General features: G+C 73.3%; 16 protein-coding genes. 6 read left to right on the top strand and 10 right to left on the bottom strand.

Annotation, left to right across the window (positions count from 1 at the left end; translation table 11 throughout):
* Positions 1 to 66: 66 nt before the first annotated feature.
* The 3 genes from E7Z53_RS05415 to ilvD all read right to left on the bottom strand — a co-directional run bounded on the left by E7Z53_RS05415 (position 67) and on the right by ilvD (position 4,134).
* Positions 67 to 588 (bottom strand): OsmC family protein, encoded by a 522-nt coding sequence (locus E7Z53_RS05415; RefSeq protein ID WP_206539742.1) that lies wholly within the window; start codon positions 586 to 588, stop codon positions 67 to 69.
* Between the two features lie 71 nt (positions 589 to 659).
* Entirely contained in the window at positions 660 to 2,144 is a 1,485-nt protein-coding gene (locus E7Z53_RS05410) for an alanine/glycine:cation symporter family protein (protein WP_017833124.1), read from the bottom strand.
* Positions 2,145 to 2,301: 157 nt separating this feature from the next.
* A complete protein-coding gene (ilvD, locus tag E7Z53_RS05405) occupies positions 2,302 to 4,134 on the bottom strand; it encodes a dihydroxy-acid dehydratase (RefSeq protein ID WP_176337350.1) in 1,833 nt (610 codons plus the stop codon).
* A 217-nt stretch (positions 4,135 to 4,351) separates the two neighbouring features.
* Between ilvD and E7Z53_RS05400 the strand changes: the two genes are divergently transcribed.
* Positions 4,352 to 5,878: a gluconokinase gene (locus E7Z53_RS05400; protein ID WP_035927901.1), complete on the top strand. Its 1,527-nt coding sequence runs from the start codon at positions 4,352 to 4,354 to the stop codon at positions 5,876 to 5,878.
* A gap of 212 nt (positions 5,879 to 6,090) precedes the next feature.
* A complete protein-coding gene (locus tag E7Z53_RS05395) occupies positions 6,091 to 6,384 on the top strand; it encodes a hypothetical protein (protein WP_052132987.1) in 294 nt (97 codons plus the stop codon).
* Positions 6,385 to 6,453: 69 nt separating this feature from the next.
* Here the strand turns inward: E7Z53_RS05395 and E7Z53_RS05390 are convergent, their stop codons facing one another.
* The 4 genes from E7Z53_RS05390 to E7Z53_RS05375 form a co-directional block, all read right to left on the bottom strand.
* Complete coding sequence (locus E7Z53_RS05390) at positions 6,454 to 7,821, bottom strand: short-chain fatty acid transporter (RefSeq protein ID WP_176337349.1); 1,368 nt, start codon at positions 7,819 to 7,821, stop codon at positions 6,454 to 6,456.
* 116 nt (positions 7,822 to 7,937) lie between these two features.
* On the bottom strand, positions 7,938 to 9,158 hold the full coding sequence (gene fahA / locus E7Z53_RS05385; protein WP_176337348.1) for a fumarylacetoacetase: 1,221 nt from the start codon (positions 9,156 to 9,158) through the stop codon (positions 7,938 to 7,940).
* An 85-nt stretch (positions 9,159 to 9,243) separates the two neighbouring features.
* Positions 9,244 to 10,116: a hypothetical protein gene (locus E7Z53_RS05380; protein WP_167590878.1), complete on the bottom strand. Its 873-nt coding sequence runs from the start codon at positions 10,114 to 10,116 to the stop codon at positions 9,244 to 9,246.
* Positions 10,113 to 11,339 (bottom strand): homogentisate 1,2-dioxygenase, encoded by a 1,227-nt coding sequence (locus tag E7Z53_RS05375; RefSeq protein WP_176337347.1) that lies wholly within the window; start codon positions 11,337 to 11,339, stop codon positions 10,113 to 10,115. The genes E7Z53_RS05380 and E7Z53_RS05375 overlap by 4 nt, the downstream gene beginning before the upstream one ends.
* A 97-nt stretch (positions 11,340 to 11,436) precedes the next feature.
* Between E7Z53_RS05375 and E7Z53_RS05370 the strand changes: the two genes are divergently transcribed.
* From E7Z53_RS05370 to E7Z53_RS05360, 3 genes are all read left to right on the top strand, one after another.
* Positions 11,437 to 12,024: a MarR family winged helix-turn-helix transcriptional regulator gene (locus E7Z53_RS05370; protein ID WP_176337346.1), complete on the top strand. Its 588-nt coding sequence runs from the start codon at positions 11,437 to 11,439 to the stop codon at positions 12,022 to 12,024.
* 247 nt (positions 12,025 to 12,271) lie between these two features.
* Positions 12,272 to 12,718, top strand: coding sequence for a type IV toxin-antitoxin system AbiEi family antitoxin domain-containing protein (locus E7Z53_RS20720; RefSeq protein WP_176337345.1), 447 nt, complete (start codon positions 12,272 to 12,274; stop codon positions 12,716 to 12,718).
* Complete coding sequence (locus E7Z53_RS05360) at positions 12,637 to 13,065, top strand: hypothetical protein (protein ID WP_176337246.1); 429 nt, start codon at positions 12,637 to 12,639, stop codon at positions 13,063 to 13,065. Before E7Z53_RS20720 ends, E7Z53_RS05360 begins: the two co-directional genes overlap by 82 nt.
* A 73-nt stretch (positions 13,066 to 13,138) precedes the next feature.
* Here E7Z53_RS05360 and E7Z53_RS05355 read toward each other — a convergent pair whose 3' ends face one another.
* Genes E7Z53_RS05355 through E7Z53_RS05345 form a run of 3 tightly spaced genes read right to left on the bottom strand, consistent with a single transcriptional unit; the run spans position 13,139 to position 15,761 of the window.
* Positions 13,139 to 14,329 (bottom strand): acetyl-CoA C-acetyltransferase, encoded by a 1,191-nt coding sequence (locus E7Z53_RS05355; protein ID WP_176337344.1) that lies wholly within the window; start codon positions 14,327 to 14,329, stop codon positions 13,139 to 13,141.
* Positions 14,326 to 15,027, bottom strand: coding sequence for a CoA transferase subunit B (locus E7Z53_RS05350; protein WP_115163072.1), 702 nt, complete (start codon positions 15,025 to 15,027; stop codon positions 14,326 to 14,328). The genes E7Z53_RS05355 and E7Z53_RS05350 overlap by 4 nt, the downstream gene beginning before the upstream one ends.
* Positions 15,024 to 15,761, bottom strand: a complete 738-nt coding sequence (locus E7Z53_RS05345; protein WP_017833113.1) for a CoA transferase subunit A — start codon at positions 15,759 to 15,761, stop codon at positions 15,024 to 15,026. The genes E7Z53_RS05350 and E7Z53_RS05345 overlap by 4 nt, the downstream gene beginning before the upstream one ends.
* A 142-nt stretch (positions 15,762 to 15,903) precedes the next feature.
* Between E7Z53_RS05345 and E7Z53_RS05340 the strand changes: the two genes are divergently transcribed.
* Positions 15,904 to 16,683 (top strand): IclR family transcriptional regulator, encoded by a 780-nt coding sequence (locus E7Z53_RS05340; protein WP_035927930.1) that lies wholly within the window; start codon positions 15,904 to 15,906, stop codon positions 16,681 to 16,683.
* Positions 16,684 to 16,689: the final 6 nt, after the last annotated feature.

Here is a 16,689-nt window from a genome sequence, read left to right as displayed (position 1 = left end):
ACGCGGAACGGCTCCGTGCGCCCTGAGGCGCACGGAGCCGTACCGCGACCGGCGAGGGTGCGGCCGCTACACGCGCTCGACGACGAACGCCACGTCCGTGTTCAGGCTCTGGCTGACCACGCAGTACCGCTCGGTCGACTTGGCCAGCCGCTGGAGGGTGGCGTCGTCGGCGTCGGTGTCGAGGCGGACAGTGAGGACGACGTCCTGGACCCCCACGGCCACGGACCGGTCCAGGCCCAGCGTCCCCCGGGCGTCGAACATGCCCTCCGCGCGGAGCTCGGCCGACCGGATCGGCACGCCCATGGCCGTCGCCACGCTGCGCAGGGTCACGCCCGCGCAGGCCGCGAGCGCGTCGAGGAGCATGTCCCCGGAGCAGGCGTCGCTGCCGTCACCGCCGGTGGCGGCGTGCAGGCCGGCCCGCACCGGCCCGGCCCACGAGTCGACGGTGGTCGTGAGCCCGGGATCGCGGAAGTCGCCGCGGGCGTGCAGGGGTGTGCGGGCCTCCTCGGGGTGCTCCCGGTAGCGTTCCTTGAGGGGGGCCTGCAGCTGCCGCAGGGCCGAGGCGTCGATGTCCGTACGAGATTCCATGACCTCACTGTAGAGGGGCCGGGGCCGGGGCCGCCACGCGGTCCCGGCCCCGGCCTGCTGCTCCGTGCCCGTCAGCGGGTCCTCGTGGGCTTCTGCGCCAGCTCGTCCCAGTAGCCGCGGGTGGTCACCACGTCGGTGCCGTCCCACGCGCCGAGCCCGGACAGGCCCGGGACGTCGCCGCTGTGGAAGATCGGCTCGAGCCCCTGCTTGCGCTGGGCCTCGTAGTTCCGGAGCACCCGGACGGCCACGCCGGCGAGCAGCACCAGGGCCACCAGGTTGATGGTGGCCATGACCGCCATGAACAGGTCGGCCAGGGACCAGACGAGGTCCAGGGCCAGCACGGCGCCGCCGAAGACGAACACCAGCACGAGCACGCGGTAGGCGGTCATCGCCGCGGGCGAGCCCGTGAGGAAGCGGACGTTGGACTCGCCGTAGTAGTAGTTGCCGATCACGGAGGTGAACGCGAACAGGAAGATCGCCACGGTCAGGAAGTGCACCGCCCAGTTGCCCAGCTGCAGGGCCAGCGCGGACTGGGTCAGGGACGCGCCCTCCCGGCCGCCGAACTCGGGGTTGGAGAGGAGCACGATGAACGCGGTGATCGAGCAGATCAGCCAGGTGTCGAAGTACACGCCGAGCGCCTGCAGGAAGCCCTGCTTCGCCGGGTGGGACACGGACGCGGTGGCGCCGGCGTTGGGGGCCGACCCCATGCCGGCCTCGTTGGAGAACAGGCCGCGCTTCATGCCCTGGATGATGACGCCGATCAGCCCGCCGGTGACGAACTCGCGGATGCCGAAGGCTCCCTCGAGGATCTGGCCGAGCACGGCGGGGACCTCGCCGAGGTTCAGGAAGACCACGAGCAGGCCCAGCAGGAGGTAGAGCACCGCCATGATCGGGACGACGATCTCGGAGACCGCGGAGATCCGGCGGATGCCGCCGAAGATGATCGCGGCGGTCAGCCCCACGAGCACGGCGCCGACCAGGATCCGGAACCACAGGGCCTCCGCCGCCGCGATGTCCACGCCCAGGGAGCCGCCGAGCGCGTCCACGATCGAGTTGGACTGCACGGAGTTGAACACGAACCCGTAGGTAAAGGTGATGACGACCGCGAAGAGCAGCCCCATCCAGCGGGCGCCGAGGCCGCGCTCCATGTAGTAGGCGGGCCCGCCCACGTAGCCGGTGGGCGCCTTGATCTTGTAGAGCTGGCCCAGCAGGGACTCCGTGAACGCGCTGGCCGCGCCGATGCCGGCGATCACCCACATCCAGAACACGGCGCCCGGCCCGCCCAGGCTGATGGCGATCGCGACGCCGGCGATGTTGCCGGTGCCCACCCGGGACGCGGCGGAGACGGTGAAGGCCCGGAACGCGGAGATGCCCTTCTGGCCGTCCTCGGCCAGACCGGGCTTGTCGTTGAGCACCCGGAACATCTCCGGGACCAGCCGCAGCTGCACGACGCCGGTGCGGACGGTCAGGTAGAGGCCCACCCCGATGAGGATGGCGAAGACCACGTTCCACACCCAGCCGCCGAGGGTGCCCACGAGATCGGTGACGAGTTCCATTGCAGCTCCGAACTGTGACGGACGCGGGTCCCCGGCGTGGGGTCTGCGGGGCCCGCGTGAAAGACCGGGCGCAGCGGTTGCGCGCCCCGACGGAACTCTAGTGGAAGTGACCCGCGTCTCGGTGCCCTGCGGGCGCCGGAATCACGGCCGGAGGGGGTCAGATCACGCGCACGGCGCCCTTGTCCGCGGAGGTGACCATCGAGGCGTAGGCGCGCAGGGCCTTGGAGACCTGGCGCTCGCGCGGCTTCGTGGGGTACCACGGGGCCGGCCCCCTGGCCTGCCGCCGGGCGGCCAGCGTCACGTCGTCCACGTTCACGCGCAGCACGCGCCGGGCGACGTCGATCTCGATCTCGTCGCCGGTCTCGATGAGGCCCACGGCGCCGCCGGCGGCGGCCTCCGGGGAGATGTGCCCGATCGAGAGGCCGGAGGTGCCGCCGGAGAAGCGGCCGTCGGTGATGAGCGCGCACTCCCGGCCGAGGCCGAGACCCTTGAGGTAGGAGGTCGGGTAGAGCATCTCCTGCATGCCCGGACCGCCCCTGGGGCCCTCGTGGGTGATGACCACGATGTCGCCGGGCTCCACGTTCTTGGACAGGATCTCGAAGACGGCCTCGTCCTGGGACTCGACCACGAAGGCCCTGCCCACGAAGTGGAACAGCTCCTCGTCGATGCCGGCGGTCTTGATGACCGCCCCGTCCTCGGCGATGTTGCCGTAGAGGATCGCCAGGCCGCCGTCCCGCGTGTAGGCGTGCTCCACCGAGCGGATGCAGCCGTCCTCGCCGTCGAGGTCCAGGGACTCGAACGTGTTGGCCGTGGAGAACGCCTGCGTGGTGCGCACGCCGCCGGGCGCGGCGTGGAAGAGCGCCCGGGCGCGCTCCGAGGACCGCCCGCTGCGGACGTCCCACTCGTCCAGCCAGGTGGCCAGGTCCGGGGCGTGCACCGCGTGCACGTCCTCGTTGAGCAGGCCTGCGCGGCGCAGCTCGCCGAGGAGCGCGGGGATCCCGCCGGCGCGGTGCACGTGCTCGATGTGGAACCGCGTGGAGTTCGGCGCGACCTTGCACAGGCAGGGCACCCGGCGGGACAGGGCGTCGATGTCCGGGAGGGTGAAGTCGACCTCGCCCTCCTGGGCCGCGGCGAGGATGTGCAGGATCGTGTTGGTGGACCCGCCCATGGCGATGTCCAGGGCCATGGCGTTCTCGAACGCGGCCTTGGTGGCGATGTTGCGCGGGAGCACGGACTCGTCGTCCTGCTCGTAGTACCGGCAGCACAGGTCCACCACCCGGCGGCCGGCCTCGAGGAAGAGCTCCTTGCGGGCCACCTGGGTGGCCAGCGTGGTGCCGTTGCCGGGCAGGGACAGGCCGAGGGCCTCGGTGAGGCAGTTCATGGAGTTGGCGGTGAACATGCCCGAGCAGGACCCGCAGGTGGGGCAGGCGTTGCGCTCGATCTGGCCCAGCTGCTCGTCGGTGACGGACTCGTCGACGGCCATGGACATCGCGTCCACGAGGTCCAGGCGGTGCTCCACGACGCCCTCGACGGCCTCGCCGGACTCCATGGGCCCGCCGGAGACGAAGACCACCGGGATGTTCAGCCGCAGCGCGGCCAGCAGCATGCCCGGCGTGATCTTGTCGCAGTTGGAGATGCAGACCAGGGCGTCGGCCCGGTGGGCGTTGACCATGTACTCCACGGAGTCCGCGATGATGTCGCGGGAGGGCAGGGAGTAGAGCATCCCGTCGTGGCCCATCGCGATGCCGTCGTCGACCGCGATGGTGTTGAACTCCTTGGCCACGCCCCCCGCCTCCCGGATCGCGGAGGCCACGAGGTCACCCATGTCCTTGAGGTGCACGTGGCCCGGCACGAACTGCGTGTAGGAGTTCGCGATCGCGACGATCGGCTTCCCGAAGTCGTCGTCGCCCATGCCGGTGGCGCGCCACAGGGCGCGGGCGCCGGCCATGTTGCGGCCGTGGGTCGAGGTGCGGGAGCGGAGGTGGGGCATGGCGGAGCTGGGTCTCCTCGGTCGGGGATGTCCGGTGGCGGGGCGGGCGGCGCACGGGCCGTGGGGCACCCGGGCCGGCCGCCGGCGGTCCGCCGTCCAGAATACGCTTTTCGACCGCAACGTCCTGGTGGGCGGACCCGCGTCTCACGATGTGACCGTCGCTCCGCGCCGCCTCCTACACTGGGGCCAGCCGCGCAGCCCCCAGGAGGAGCCGACCATGAGCCACCACCCGACGCCCCCACGGCCGGACGACGGCGCCGCGTTCAGCGTGGACCTGCGCGAGGCCCTCGATCCGCTGGTGATGGCCCTGGACGTCGGCTCCACGGGCAGCCGGGGCGGTCTGCACGACGCCACGGGGACCCCCGTGCGGGGCTACCGGCACAAGATCGAGCACGAGTTCACCACCGCGGCGGACGGGACCTCCGTGATCGACCCCGACCAGGTGACGGAGGAGCTCGCGGCGGTCCTCGACCTCGTCCTGGCCGACCCCGCACTGGCCGGCCGGGTCGCGGGCGTCGCCCTGGACACCTTCGCGTCCTCGCTGGTCGGCGTCGGGGCCGACGGCGCCGCGGTCACCACGTGCTTCACCTACGCCGACTCCCGGTGCGCCGAGCAGCTGGCCGGGCTGCGCGGCGAGCTCGACGAGCCCGCCGCCCTGCAGCGCACGGGTGCCCGCCTGCACACCTCGTACCTGGCCCCGCGGCTGCGGTGGCTCCGGGAGACGGACCCGGAGGCGTGGGGGCGGGCCCGGCGGTGGATGTCCCTGGGCGAGTACGTGCACCTGCGCCTGCTGGGCACCGCGCGCGCCGGGACCGCCACGGCCGCGTGGACCGGGATGCTGGACCGCCGCACGGGCCGGTGGGACGAGCCCCTGCTCCTGGCCTGCGGGCTGGACGCGGAGCAGTTCAACCCGCTCGCCGACCCGCACGAGCCGATCCCGGACGTCGCCGCGTCCGTGGCCGAGCGCTGGCCGGTCCTCGAGGGCGCGGCGTGGTTCGCGCCGGTGGCCGACGGGCTGAGCGCGAACCTCGGCACGGGCGGCACCGACGCCTCGACGATGGTCGTCTCCACCGCCACCTCGGGGGCCGCGCGCGTGCTGCTGCACCGGATCCCCGAGCGGGTGCCGCCGGGGCTGTGGTGCTACCGCGTGGACGGGGCACGGTGCCTGCTGGGCGGCGCCCTCAACGACGTCGGCCGGGCGCTCGCCTGGCTCGAGCGCACGGTGACCCTGCCGGAGAGCACCACGCTCGCGGACGTCGCCGCCGCGGACGTGTCCGGAACCACCCCCGTGGTCCTGCCGTTCTTCACGGGCGAGCGCTCGACGGGCTGGGCCGGCGGCGCCCGGGCGGTGTTCGCCGGCGTCTCGGCCTCCAGCACCGGGGCCGACCTGGCCCGCGGGGTGCTCGAGGGCGTCGCGGTCTCGTACGCCCGGGTGGCCGAGCAGCTCGAGGACGCCGCCGGCGGCGTGGACCGCGTGGTGGCCTCCGGCAGCGCGTCGCAGGACGTGCCGGAGCTGCTGCAGCTGCTCGCCGACGCCCTCGGCAAGCCGGTGGCGCGGGCCGAGTTCAAGCGGGCGACCCTGCGCGGCACCGCCCTGCTCGCCCTCGAGAGCCTCGCCCCGGACGTGGAGCGGGCCTCCCCGCCCTGCGGGCCGGAGCACCGGCCGGTGCCCGGACGCGCGGAGCACTACCGCACCGCGCGCGCCCGCTTCGAGGAGCTCTACGGGGCGGTCGTCGGCTCCTGACCCGGCCGGGCGGCTCGGCGTCGCCTGGGTGCCGACCGGGTGTTCCCTCACACTCGGACACAATGGTGTACCTCCGCTAATACCGTGGTCCCGGCACGGCCGCTTTCCTACCGTGGAGCCTGTGGGTGCGGGTGCGCGCTTCCTCCGGAGTTCGAGCACCCTGCTTCCGCACCCCCTACCCCCGCACCCCGCACCGCACGGAAGGAACCACGATGGAGGACTCCCTGGGCCGGGAACAAGCCGTCGGACTGCACCAGGCGCTCGAGCGGGCGTCGATCGGGCACCGCCGGCTCTGGGTCCGCTACCTGTACCTGGGCGGGACGGCCGACGAGCTCGAGGTCAGCGCGTACCTGCACCAGTGCCTGGACCTGCCGGTCCGCGAGCGGGACCTGCTGAGCTGGGCGGCCAACACCCTCCTCGACCGCCGGTACCACCCGCGCGTGCCCTCGAGCGCCGACTTCCTGCGCCACGGCACCGGCCGCGGCGCCCCGGAGCGCACCGCCTGAGCACACGCTCCCCGGCCGCCGCGGCACGGATCCAGCGGCGCGGAGCCGGCGGCGCGGGCCGAGGCCCGTTCAGCCCGCGCCGACGAGCAGCAGGGTCGCCCCGAACACCAGGCCCGAGACCACGAGCACCACGGTGGTGTAGCCCAGGATGTCGCGGATCTTGAGCCCGGCGATGGCCAGCAGCGGCAGCGCCCAGAACGGCTGGATCATGTTGGTCCACTGGTCGCCGTAGGAGATCGCCATGATCACCACGGCCGGGTCCACGTCGAGGCGGGCGCCGGCGTCCAGCAGGATCGGGGCCTGCACGGCCACCTGCCCGCCGCCGGAGGGGACGAAGAAGTTCACGAGCCCCGCCGAGAGGAAGGCGAGCAGCCCCAGCGTCTGGGGCGTGGCGACGGCCACGACCGAGTCGGAGAGCACCTGGATCAGGCCGGTCGCCGCCATCATCCCCATGATCCCGGCGTAGAGCGGGAACTGCAGGAGGATGTCGCCCACGTTCGCGGCGGCGTTCTTGATCAGCGCCATGACCTCGAAGGCGTTGCGCGCGAGCAGGAAGATCAGGCCCAGGAACATCCAGTTCACGACGTCGAGCGTCACCGTCCCGCCCTCGGCGAAGTGCAGCACCATGTAGCCGGCGAGCGCCAGTCCCACGACCAGGGTGGGGACGCGGCTGGCGTCGAGCCGGTCGGCGGGGGTGACGACCTCCTCCTCGGTGACCGTCTGCTCCGAGGCGGCGAGGGCGGCTGCGGTCATCCGGTGGGCGGGGTCCACGGCCCGGGGCGCGATGAGCCACAGGGCCAGCGCGACGAGGACCACGGTGGCGACGACGGCGGTGAGGTTCCAGGCGGAGAACGTGGTCTCGGTGATGGGCACGGTGCGTCCGAGCTGCTCTTCGATGAAGGAGCCGGGGGTGGCCGCGGTGAGCGGCCCGGACCCGGAGTAGCCCATGTGCCAGACCACGAACCCGGAGAAGCCGGAGGCCACGAGCATCGGGAAGCTCAGCTCCAGGCCGCGTCGGTCCCCCGCGGCGGCGACGTCGCGGGCGAGCAGGGCGCCGACGACGAGGCCGAGCCCCCACGTGATGAGGGAGGCGACCGCCGCCACCAGGAACACGAACACGTACGCCTGGAGGGGCGTCCGGGGCACCTGCGCCAGGGCGCCGAGCAGCCGGCGCACGGGACGGGTGTTGGCGAGGGCGTGGCCCAGCAGCAGGATCAGCGCCATCTGCGTCATGAACGCGAGCAGCCCGGCGAGCCCCTCGCCCCAGCCGCGCAGCACGTCGGCGGGTCCGGCGTCGGTGAGCAGCAGGGCCATGAGCCCGACGGCGACGCTCAGCAGGATGGCGAAGTTGAGCGCCGACGGGATGTACTTCTCGACGACCGAGTTGACGGGCCGCATCGCCCGGGCGATCGCGGGTTCACGGGTGCCGGTGCTCATGGCGGGGACTCCTGCTGTCGGCGGACGCGCGGACGGCCACGCCCTCCCCCGCCGGCCGCGGCGCGGCGGGGTCGGCGGGGGTGATCGTGGTCACCGGCGGGGGACGGGACCAGTATTCAGGTGGCGGGCAGGATCGTGGCGGTGCACTCGCCGAAGTCGATGACGGAGCCGCCGGGGCCGGGCGCGGTGCCGGTGAGGGTCACGCTCTGGCCGTCGGCCAGGAACGTCATCTCGGTGCCCCCGGGCAGGGCGAACGGCTCCTTGCCGCCCCAGGAGAGCTCCAGGAAGGACCCGCGCTGGTCCTTCTCCGGGCCGGAGACGGTGCCGGAGCCGAAGAAGTCCCCCGGGCGCAGGGACGCGCCGTTGACGCTCATGTGCGCGACCATCTGGGGTGCGGTCCAGTACAGGGTGGACGCCGGGGGGTGCGAGACGGTCCGGCCGTCCACGCTCACGCCCAGGGTGATGTCCAGTCCCCACGGCTCCTTGCCCTCGTCGTCGAGGTAGGGGGCGAGCTCGTGCTCGCGCGCCGGGGGCGCCACGCGGGCCGCGGTCAGGGCCTGCCAGGGCACGACCCACAGCGAGATCGAGGACGCGAAGGACTTGCCCAGGTAGGGGCCCAGGGGGACGTACTCGTAGGCCTGGATGTCGCGGGCGGACCAGTCGTTGAACAGCACCACCCCGAAGAGGTGCTCTGCCGCCGCCTGCTCCAGGGAGACCTCCCCGGCCGGGGCCGCCCCGCCGAGGACGAAGCCGAGCTCCGCCTCGATGTCCAGGCGGCGGGAAGGGCCGAAGCTGGGCGGCCCGTCCTGCTCGGGGCGCAGGCCCTTGGGCCGGGGGAAGTCCTTGCCGGAGGGGATCACGGTGCCGGCGCGGCCGTGGTAGCCCACGGGCAGGTGCTTCCAGTTGGGCAGCAGCGGGGCCTGGTCCGGACGGAACATCTTCCCCACGTTGGAGGCGTGGTGCTCGGAGGCGTAGTAGTCGACGTAGTCGGCCACCGTGAACGGCATGTGCAGGGTGATCCCGTCCACCGGGTGGGAGGCCTGCTCCACCGTGTCCGCGAGCCCGTCGGCGGTCACGACCTCCACCAGCCAGGCCCGCAGCGCGGTCCAGGTCCCGTGGCCGGCCGCGAGCAGCGCGTCCAGGTTCGGGGCCGACACCGCCGTGCGCGCGGCGTCGTCGAGCCCCTCCACCGTGGCGGCCAGGGCGGCGACGTCGATCGCCCGGTCCCCCAGGCGCACCCCCAGGCGCGGGTCCCCGCCGGTGGGCGAGAAGGAGGCGTAGGGCAGGTTCTCGGGGCCGAAGCCCTCGGCGGCGAAGCGGTCGGCGGCGGTGCTCACGGGGTGGATCTCCTTGGACGTGGGGGGACGGTGGCGACGGCGGCGCCCTCCCGCCCCGGTGGTCCCGGGGCGGGAGGGCGCCGTGTCAGGTGAGGCCGTGCGGGAAGAGGCCGAGGCGCTCGAGGCTCGCGGCGGGCTCGCCCACGCTGCACGTCCCGAAGGACGTGAAGGACCTGCGCCAGGACCCGTCGGAGGCCCGGGCGAGCTCGACGAGCGGTGCCGGGTCTGTCTCGGTGAGCAGCCGGGCCACCCGCTCGGCGGGCTCGTGGGCGCGGGCGGCCTCGGTGGCCATCGCGATGTTGAGGAAGCCGTGGTGGGTGAACCCCGTGGCGGGGTTCGTGTACCGCACGGCCTCGTGCAGGCCGGCGGTGAGCTTGAACGGGATCCGGGCGGCCACGGCCTCGGTGAGCACCGCGGCCAGCTGCTCGGGGCTGGGGAACAGGTGCGCCTCGATCCCGCCGGTGCGGTGCTTGAGGCGCAGCCCGGTGCCCTCCAGCAGCTCCAGCGCCCCGCCGCGGACCTGGTCCGCGGTCAGCTCCACGTAGACCGGGACGTCCTGCACCCGGGCCGCCTCGGTGATCTGCGCCTGCCAGGCGTCGGTGTCCGACGGGTCGGTCCTGAGCTCGACCGAGACGACCCGCAGCTCGGGCCCGGTCTGCTCGACGGCGTCCAGTGCGGCCTGCAGCTGCCCGGTTGGCGTCACGACGGAGACCTCGACCGCCCGGCCGCCGCGGTCCAGACCGGCGGCGATGCGCCGGGCCTCCGGCAGGTCGTCGAGCTTCAGCACGGCCGGACCCACGGCGGCGACGAGCGGGTCCGCCCACCGCGCCACGTGGTCCGTGACCGCCTTCTCCAGCGGGGCGAGTCCCGGCGGGAAGGTCGCGGCGTCGTCGAAGAACGCAACGAACTGGGCCGGGACGCGCCGCTCGGCGGTCTCCGTGGTCGGGGCGGCGCTCACGAGTTCGACCAGAGCCCGCCGGTCCACTCCCGGCCGGGGGTCCAGGACGTGACGTACTTGCCGTCGTCGCCGGCCAGGCCGGCCTCGCCCAGCTCCAGCGGGGCGAAGGTGTCGACCATGACGGCGGTCTCGTCGAAGTACTCCACGCCCAGGGACTTCTCGATCGCCCCGGGCTGCGGGCCGTGCGGGTGCCCGCCCGGGTGCAGGGAGATCGAGCCCCTGCCGATGCCCGAGCCCTTGCGCGCCTCGTAGTCCCCGTCCACGTAGAACATGACCTCGTCCGAGTCCACGTTCGAGTGGTAGTAGGGCACCGGGACGGCCAGCTCGTGGTAGTCGACCTTCCGCGGCACGAAGTTGCAGATCACGAAGTTGCGCCCCTCGAAGACCTGGTGCACGGGCGGCGGCTGGTGCACCTTGCCGGTGATCGGCATGTAGTCCTTGATGTTGAAGGTGTACGAGTAGAGGCACCCGTCCCAGCCCACCACGTCGAAGGGGTGCTGCGGCAGGACGTGGACCGTCCCGTCCAGGCCGGAGGGGCCGCGGCCGCGGTGCTTGACGTAGACGTCCACGTCGGTCTCGTCCCGCAGGAGCACGCCGGAGGGACCGTGCAGGTCTCGCTCGCAGTAGGGGGCGTGCTCGAGCAGCTGCCCGTACCTGGAGAGGTAGCGGTGCGGCGGGGTGATGTGGGAGTTCGCCTCCACGAAGTAGAGCCGGGCCGTCTCGCCCTCCCGCAGCACCCAGCGGTGGATCGTGGCGCGCGGGATCATGACGTAGTCGCCCTCGACGGCCTCGAGCGGGCCGAACTGGGTCTCCACCAGGGCGGAGCCGCGCTCCACGTAGACGCACTCGTCGCCCACGGCGTTCTTGTACAGCGGGGAGGTCTTCCCCACCCAGGCGTAGGAGAGCCGCACGTCCGCGTTGCCCATCACCAGCCGGCGGCCGGTCACCGCGTCGGTCCCGGCGGCCTGCTCCTCGGTGAACAGCTCGTGCAGCTTCAGGTGCCGCGGCAGCAGGGGGTCGTTGGGGGTCAGGGTCTGGTCGGGCAGCTCCCAGCCGCGGGTCCCGACGATCGCCGAGGGGATGTGCCGGTGGTAGAGCAGCGACGAGTCGGAGGAGAAGCCCTCCTCGCCCATGAGCTCCTCGTAGAGGATCCTGCCCTCGTCGTCCTTGAACAGGGTGTGACGCTGCCGGGGCACCGGGCCCAGCTGCCGGTAGTAGGCCATGGCCGTCTCCTTGCGTGTGGCGGTCTGTGATCCAGCTCTCCCCCAGATAGTAAAGCGTTGTACTATATGGGGCAACCCCTCCCCTAGAATCGACGCCATGCCCCTCGCCGACCGCACCGAGCCCCCAGCGACGCCCACCCGGGCGTCCACCGAGGCGTCCACCGCCGCCGCGCTGCCCGACTACTGGTCCTTCGTCCAGGCCGCCCAGCGCCGGATCTCCGAGGAGTTCCCCGACGCCGACCTCGCGGCCAACCGGGTGTTCCTCTCGCTCAACCGGTCCTCGTCCACCGCGGTCTACGACTTCGAGTCGTCGATCCACCGCCCCGCCGGCGGAACCTGGTCGAGCTTCCGGCTGCTCCTGGCCCTCTGGGTGGCCGGTCCCCTCAACCCCCACGAGGCCGCCCGCCTCACGGGGATGAGCCGCGCGGCGGTCTCCAACCTGACGGGCACGCTGGTCGGCAAGGACCTGCTCCGGCGCGAGGCCTCTGCCGCCGACGGCCGGTCCGTGACCCTGCACCTCACCGAGGCCGGGCAGGAGAAGATCCGCACGGCGTTCCGGGCCCAGAACGACCGGGAGAGCCAGTGGGCCGAGGCCCTCACCGAGGAGGAGCAGCACACGCTCGTGACGCTGCTGGAGAAGCTCATGGAGCAGCGCGAGCGGATCGGCGCCCGCGCCCGCAAGTAGCCCCGCGGGCGGAGCACCGCCGGGACCGCAGATCACCCCCTCGCCGGATGACCCGCTGGGGCCCGGGTGACCACGATTTTTCGTGGTCACCCGGGCCCCGGCGGGTCATCGGGTCATTCCGGGGTCAGGCGCGTCGAGCTCCGTCCGCACTGCACGCCGGGCGCTCACGCATCCCCCTCCCGGGCACCGTCCCCGTGCCTGGCCGGACCTCGGACGGGCGGGCCCCGCCGCGGTGAGCCTGACCCCCATGACCACGCTGCCCGGCCGGCTCCTGACCCTTGAAGCGCTGCAGGACCTCGGCCTCTCGCCGTCCACCGTCACCCGGGCCGTCCGCCGGGGCGACCTCCTCCGGATCCGGCAGGGGGTGTACGCGACACCGTCCTGGTGGCGGGACCTGGGAGCGGAGGGACGGCTGCGGCAGATGCACGCCGCCCTGGCCCTGCGCGCCGCCAGTGCCCCGGTGTTCGGGCACTGGCGGCCCTGCTCCACGGCCTGGACCTGCTGCACCGACCGGCGGCACCGCACGTCGTCTCTCCGCCCGGCCGCGGTTCCCGGAACAACCGGACCTGCGTCCACCACTGGGCCGAGCTGCCGCCGGAGCACGTCGTCCGAGTGGGCGGGCTGCTGGCCACGTCCGTGCCCCGCACCGTGCTGGACTGCGCGTCCACCCTGCCCCTCCGCGAGGCGGTGGTGACCGCCGACCACGCCCTCCGCCGGGGCACCGAGCGCGCGGAACTCCTCGCCCTGCTCGAGCGCCGCGCCGGCGCGCCGGGGTGCCGCCGGGCCCGGCGGGTGCTCGACCTCGCCGACGGTCGCTCCGAGTCGCCCGGCGAGACGCTGACCCGGCTGGTGCTGCTTCGCGCGCGACTGCCCCGGCCGGAGCTGCAGGTGCGCATCCGGACGCCGCGCGGCCTGTATCGCGGGGACTTCGGGTGGCGGATCCTGCGGACGGACTGGGCCACCGTGGTGCACCGGCCGGACGACCTGGTGGCTCTCGTGCGCCGGGAGCTCGCCGCGCGTGACCTCAGGATCATCGACTGACCCGCGGGGGCCCGGGTGACCACGATTTTTCGTGGTCACCCGGGCCCCCGCGGGTCAGCGGACGGGACGCGGGTCAGTCGCGGTAGAGCAGCAGCGCCTCGCCCTGGCCTCCGCCGCCGCACAGCGACACCGCGGCCCGGCCGGAGCCCCGGCGGGAGAGCTCGAACGCCGCGTGCAGCGCCAGCCGGGCCCCGGAGGCGCCGATCGGGTGCCCGACGGCCACGGCGCCGCCGTGGATGTTGGCCTGCTCCTGCGGGTAGTCGAGGTCGCGCAGCGACTGGATCAGCACGGACGCGAACGCCTCGTTGATCTCGATGAAGTCCAGGTCCTGCACGGACCAGCCGGCCCGCTCGAGCGCGGCCTCGATCGCCCGGGACGGCTGGGAGTGCAGCGAGGTGTCGGGCCCGGCCACCTGGCCCGGGGCACCGACCACGGCCAGGTACTCGAGGCCGTGGCGCTCGGCGTACTCCCGGCTGGTCAGGACCACGGCGGCCGCGCCGTCCGAGAGCGGCGAGGAGTTGCCGGCGGTGATCGTGCCGTCCTTCGCGAACGCGGGGCGCAGCCTCGCCATGGACTCCGCGCTGGAGTCGGGGCGCACGCCCTGGTCGGTGTCGACGACGAGCGGGTCGCCCTTGCGCTGCGGGACGGACACGGGGGCGATCTCGTCGCGGAAGACGCCCTCCTCCGCGGCGCGGGCCGCGCGCTGGTGGCTCAGGGCGGCGACCTGGTCCTGCTCCTCGCGGGAGATCGAGCGCTCGCTGTTGCCGGACTCGGTGAGCGAGCCCATGGACACGCACGCGGCGACGTCGACGAGCCCGTCCTTGGCCACCGCGTCCTCGAGCTTGAGGTCGCCGTAGCTCTTGCCCTGCCGCACGCCCATCGCGAGGTGCGGGGCGTTGGTCATGGACTCCTGGCCGCCGGCCACGACGATCTCGGCCTCGCCCGCGCGGATCATCCGGGCGGCGTTGGTGATGGCCACGAGCCCGGAGAGGCAGACCTTGTTGACGGTCTCGGCGGGCACGCTCAGCGGGATGCCCGCGGTGACGGCCGCCTGGCGGGCCGGGTTCTGCCCGGCGCCGGCCTGCAGGACGTGGCCCATGAGCACGCAGTCCACCTGCTCGGGGGCGATCCCGCCGCGCTCGAGCGCGGCCCGGATGGCGTGGGCGCCCAGCTCGGCCGCGGTGAAGGACGCCAGGTGGCCCAGGATCTTGCCCTGGGGCGTGCGGGCGCCGGACAGGACGACGACGTCGGTGGCGGTGCTCATCGGTTCTCCTCAGCGCCGCCGGCGGCGGCGGTCTCGGTGGGGACGGTGTCGGGGGTGACGTCCTGCAGGTCCGTGCGGAAGGACGCCTCGGTCTTCTCGCGGATCTCGTCCTCGGTGACCCCGGGGGCGAGGCTGCGCAGCACGAGCCCGCCGTCCTCGACGTCGAACACGCACAGGTCCGTGACGATGCGGTCGACCACGCGCACCCCGGTGAGCGGGAGATCGCACTCGGTCTTGATCTTGGCGGAGCCGTCCTTGGTGACGTGCTCGGTCAGCACGACGACGCGCGGGGTGCCGGCCACCAGGTCCATGGCGCCGCCCATCCCCTTGACCATCTTGCCGGGGATCATCCAGTTGGCGAGGTCGCCGGTGCCGGAGACCTGCATGGCGCCGAGGATCGCGATCTTGACGTGGCCGCCGCGGATCATCCCGAAGGACGTGGCGGAGTCGAAGATGGAGGCCCCGGGCAGCAGTGTGATGGTCTGCTTGCCGGCGTTGATGAGGTCCGGGTCCTCGTCGCCCTCGTAGGGGAACGGGCCCATGCCGAGCACGCCGTTCTCGGACTGCAGCACCACGTCGACGCCCTCGGGCAGGTTGTTGGCCACGAGGGTGGGGATGCCGATGCCGAGGTTGACGTAGTCGCCGTCGGAGAGCTCGACGGCGGCGATCGCCGCCATCTCGTCGCGGGTCCAGCTCATGCCTGGTCTCCGTTCTGCTGGGCGGCCCGCCCGGCGGGGCGCGGGCGGACGGTGCGCTGCTCGATGTCCTTGGGCGCGCCGCTGTACTGCGCGACGTGCTGGACGTAGACGCCCGGGGTCACGATGTGGTCGGGGTGGATCTCGCCGACCGCCACGACGTGCTCGACCTCGGCGAAGGTGACCTTCCCGGCGGTCGCGACGATCGGGTTGAAGTTGCGCGCGGTGTAGCGGTAGACGAGGTTGCCGTCGGCGTCCCCGGTGTGGGCGTGGACCAGGGCGATGTCGGCGACGATGCCGCGCTCCTGCACGTAGGTCTCGCCGTCGAACTCGGCGTGCGGCTTGCCCTCGGCCACGAGGGTGCCGACCCCGGTCTTCGTGTAGAAGGCGGGGATGCCCGCGCCGCCGGCCCGGAGCCGCTCGGCGAGGGTGCCCTGGGGGTTGAACTCGACCTCGAGCTCGCCGTCCAGGTACTGCTGGGCGAACAGCTTGTTCTCGCCCACGTAGGAGGCGAGGACCTTCTTCACCTGGCGGTTCTCGAGCAGGACCCCGAGGCCCTTGCCGTCCACGCCCATGTTGTTGGAGACCACCGTGAGGTCCGTGACCCCGGAGTCCCGCACCGCGTCGATGAGATCCCGGGGGATCCCGCTCAGCCCGAACCCGCCCACGGCGAGCGTCATGCCGTCCCGCAGGCTCTCCGCCAGCAGCTCGGCGGCGTTGTCTCTGACCTTGGACACCCTTGTCCCTTCCTCTCGTCGGACTGTGACCCAGCACTCAATCTAGGGAGCCTCCACATGCCGATCAACAGATCCGGCGGCACGACGGCGCGTCTCCTCAGCATCCGGCCATTCGTCCCCTGACTGTCCATATAGTGGAGTCATGGGACAGGAGCGGACGACGGGCCAGGGGACCCAGGTGGTCCACCGGGTGGGGCAGCTGCTGCGGGCCGTCGCGGGGCGGGAACGGGGCAGCACGGTGGCGGAGCTCGCCGCCGAGACCGGGCTGACCCGCCCCACTGTGCACCGGTTGCTCACGGGACTGGCCGAGGAGGGCCTCGTGGACCGCGACGCCGGGACCGGGGCCTGGCAGCTGGGCCCCGAGCTGTACGTGCTGGGCGCGGTGGCGGCCCACCGCTATCCGATCCGGGAGCTGGCCGGGCCCTCGCTGCGCCGGCTCGCGGAGGCCACCGGCGAGAGTGCGTTCCTCTCGGTCCGCCGCGGGCTGGAGACGGTCTGCCTGGCGCGCGTGGAGGGCGCCTTCCCCATCCGCTCCCACGTCCTCTACGAGGGGCTGCGGCTGCCGCTCGGCGTGGCCTCGGCGGGGCTGGCGGTCCTGGCCCACCTCCCGGACGCGGAGGTGGACCGGGTCCTCGCGGCCACGGCCGGGGCCCGCGCCGAGTGGGGCCCGCTGCACACGCCCGAGCGGATCCGGGAGCTGCTCGCGGACGTCCGGCGGGAGGGCTTCGCCGTGAACCCGGGGCTGATCGTCGAGGGCAGCTGGGGCATGGCCGCCGCGGTCTTCGACGCGACGGGCGCGCCGGTCTACGCGCTGAGCCTCACGGGCATCGAGCCCCGGTTCAGCGGCGAGCGCCGGCAGCTCCTGGGCCGGGCCCTGCTCACGGAGGCCCACCGGCTCTCCCGGGAGCTGGGTCACCGCTGAGCGGCC

This window comes from Kocuria salina (assembly GCF_013368965.1).
Lineage (GTDB): Bacteria > Actinomycetota > Actinomycetes > Actinomycetales > Micrococcaceae > Kocuria > Kocuria rosea.
Note: the sequence above shows the minus strand (reverse complement) of the source record. Positions and strands in the feature narration are given on the sequence as shown.

Bases quoted from the DNA above. Each gene is read 5' to 3' on its own strand.
- E7Z53_RS05415 (WP_206539742.1), bottom strand. From the start codon at position 588: ATGGAATCTCGTACGGACATCGACGCCTCGGCCCTGCGGCAGCTGCAG.
- E7Z53_RS05410 (WP_017833124.1), bottom strand. From the start codon at position 2,144: ATGGAACTCGTCACCGATCTCGTGGGCACCCTCGGCGGCTGGGTGTGG.
- ilvD (WP_176337350.1), bottom strand. From the start codon at position 4,134: ATGCCCCACCTCCGCTCCCGCACCTCGACCCACGGCCGCAACATGGCC.
- E7Z53_RS05400 (WP_035927901.1), top strand. From the start codon at position 4,352: ATGAGCCACCACCCGACGCCCCCACGGCCGGACGACGGCGCCGCGTTC.
- E7Z53_RS05395 (WP_052132987.1), top strand. From the start codon at position 6,091: ATGGAGGACTCCCTGGGCCGGGAACAAGCCGTCGGACTGCACCAGGCG.
- E7Z53_RS05390 (WP_176337349.1), bottom strand. From the start codon at position 7,821: ATGAGCACCGGCACCCGTGAACCCGCGATCGCCCGGGCGATGCGGCCC.
- E7Z53_RS05375 (WP_176337347.1), bottom strand. From the start codon at position 11,339: ATGGCCTACTACCGGCAGCTGGGCCCGGTGCCCCGGCAGCGTCACACC.
- E7Z53_RS05370 (WP_176337346.1), top strand. From the start codon at position 11,437: ATGCCCCTCGCCGACCGCACCGAGCCCCCAGCGACGCCCACCCGGGCG.
- E7Z53_RS20720 (WP_176337345.1), top strand. From the start codon at position 12,272: ATGACCACGCTGCCCGGCCGGCTCCTGACCCTTGAAGCGCTGCAGGAC.
- E7Z53_RS05355 (WP_176337344.1), bottom strand. From the start codon at position 14,329: ATGAGCACCGCCACCGACGTCGTCGTCCTGTCCGGCGCCCGCACGCCC.
- E7Z53_RS05350 (WP_115163072.1), bottom strand. From the start codon at position 15,027: ATGAGCTGGACCCGCGACGAGATGGCGGCGATCGCCGCCGTCGAGCTC.
- E7Z53_RS05340 (WP_035927930.1), top strand. From the start codon at position 15,904: ATGGGACAGGAGCGGACGACGGGCCAGGGGACCCAGGTGGTCCACCGG.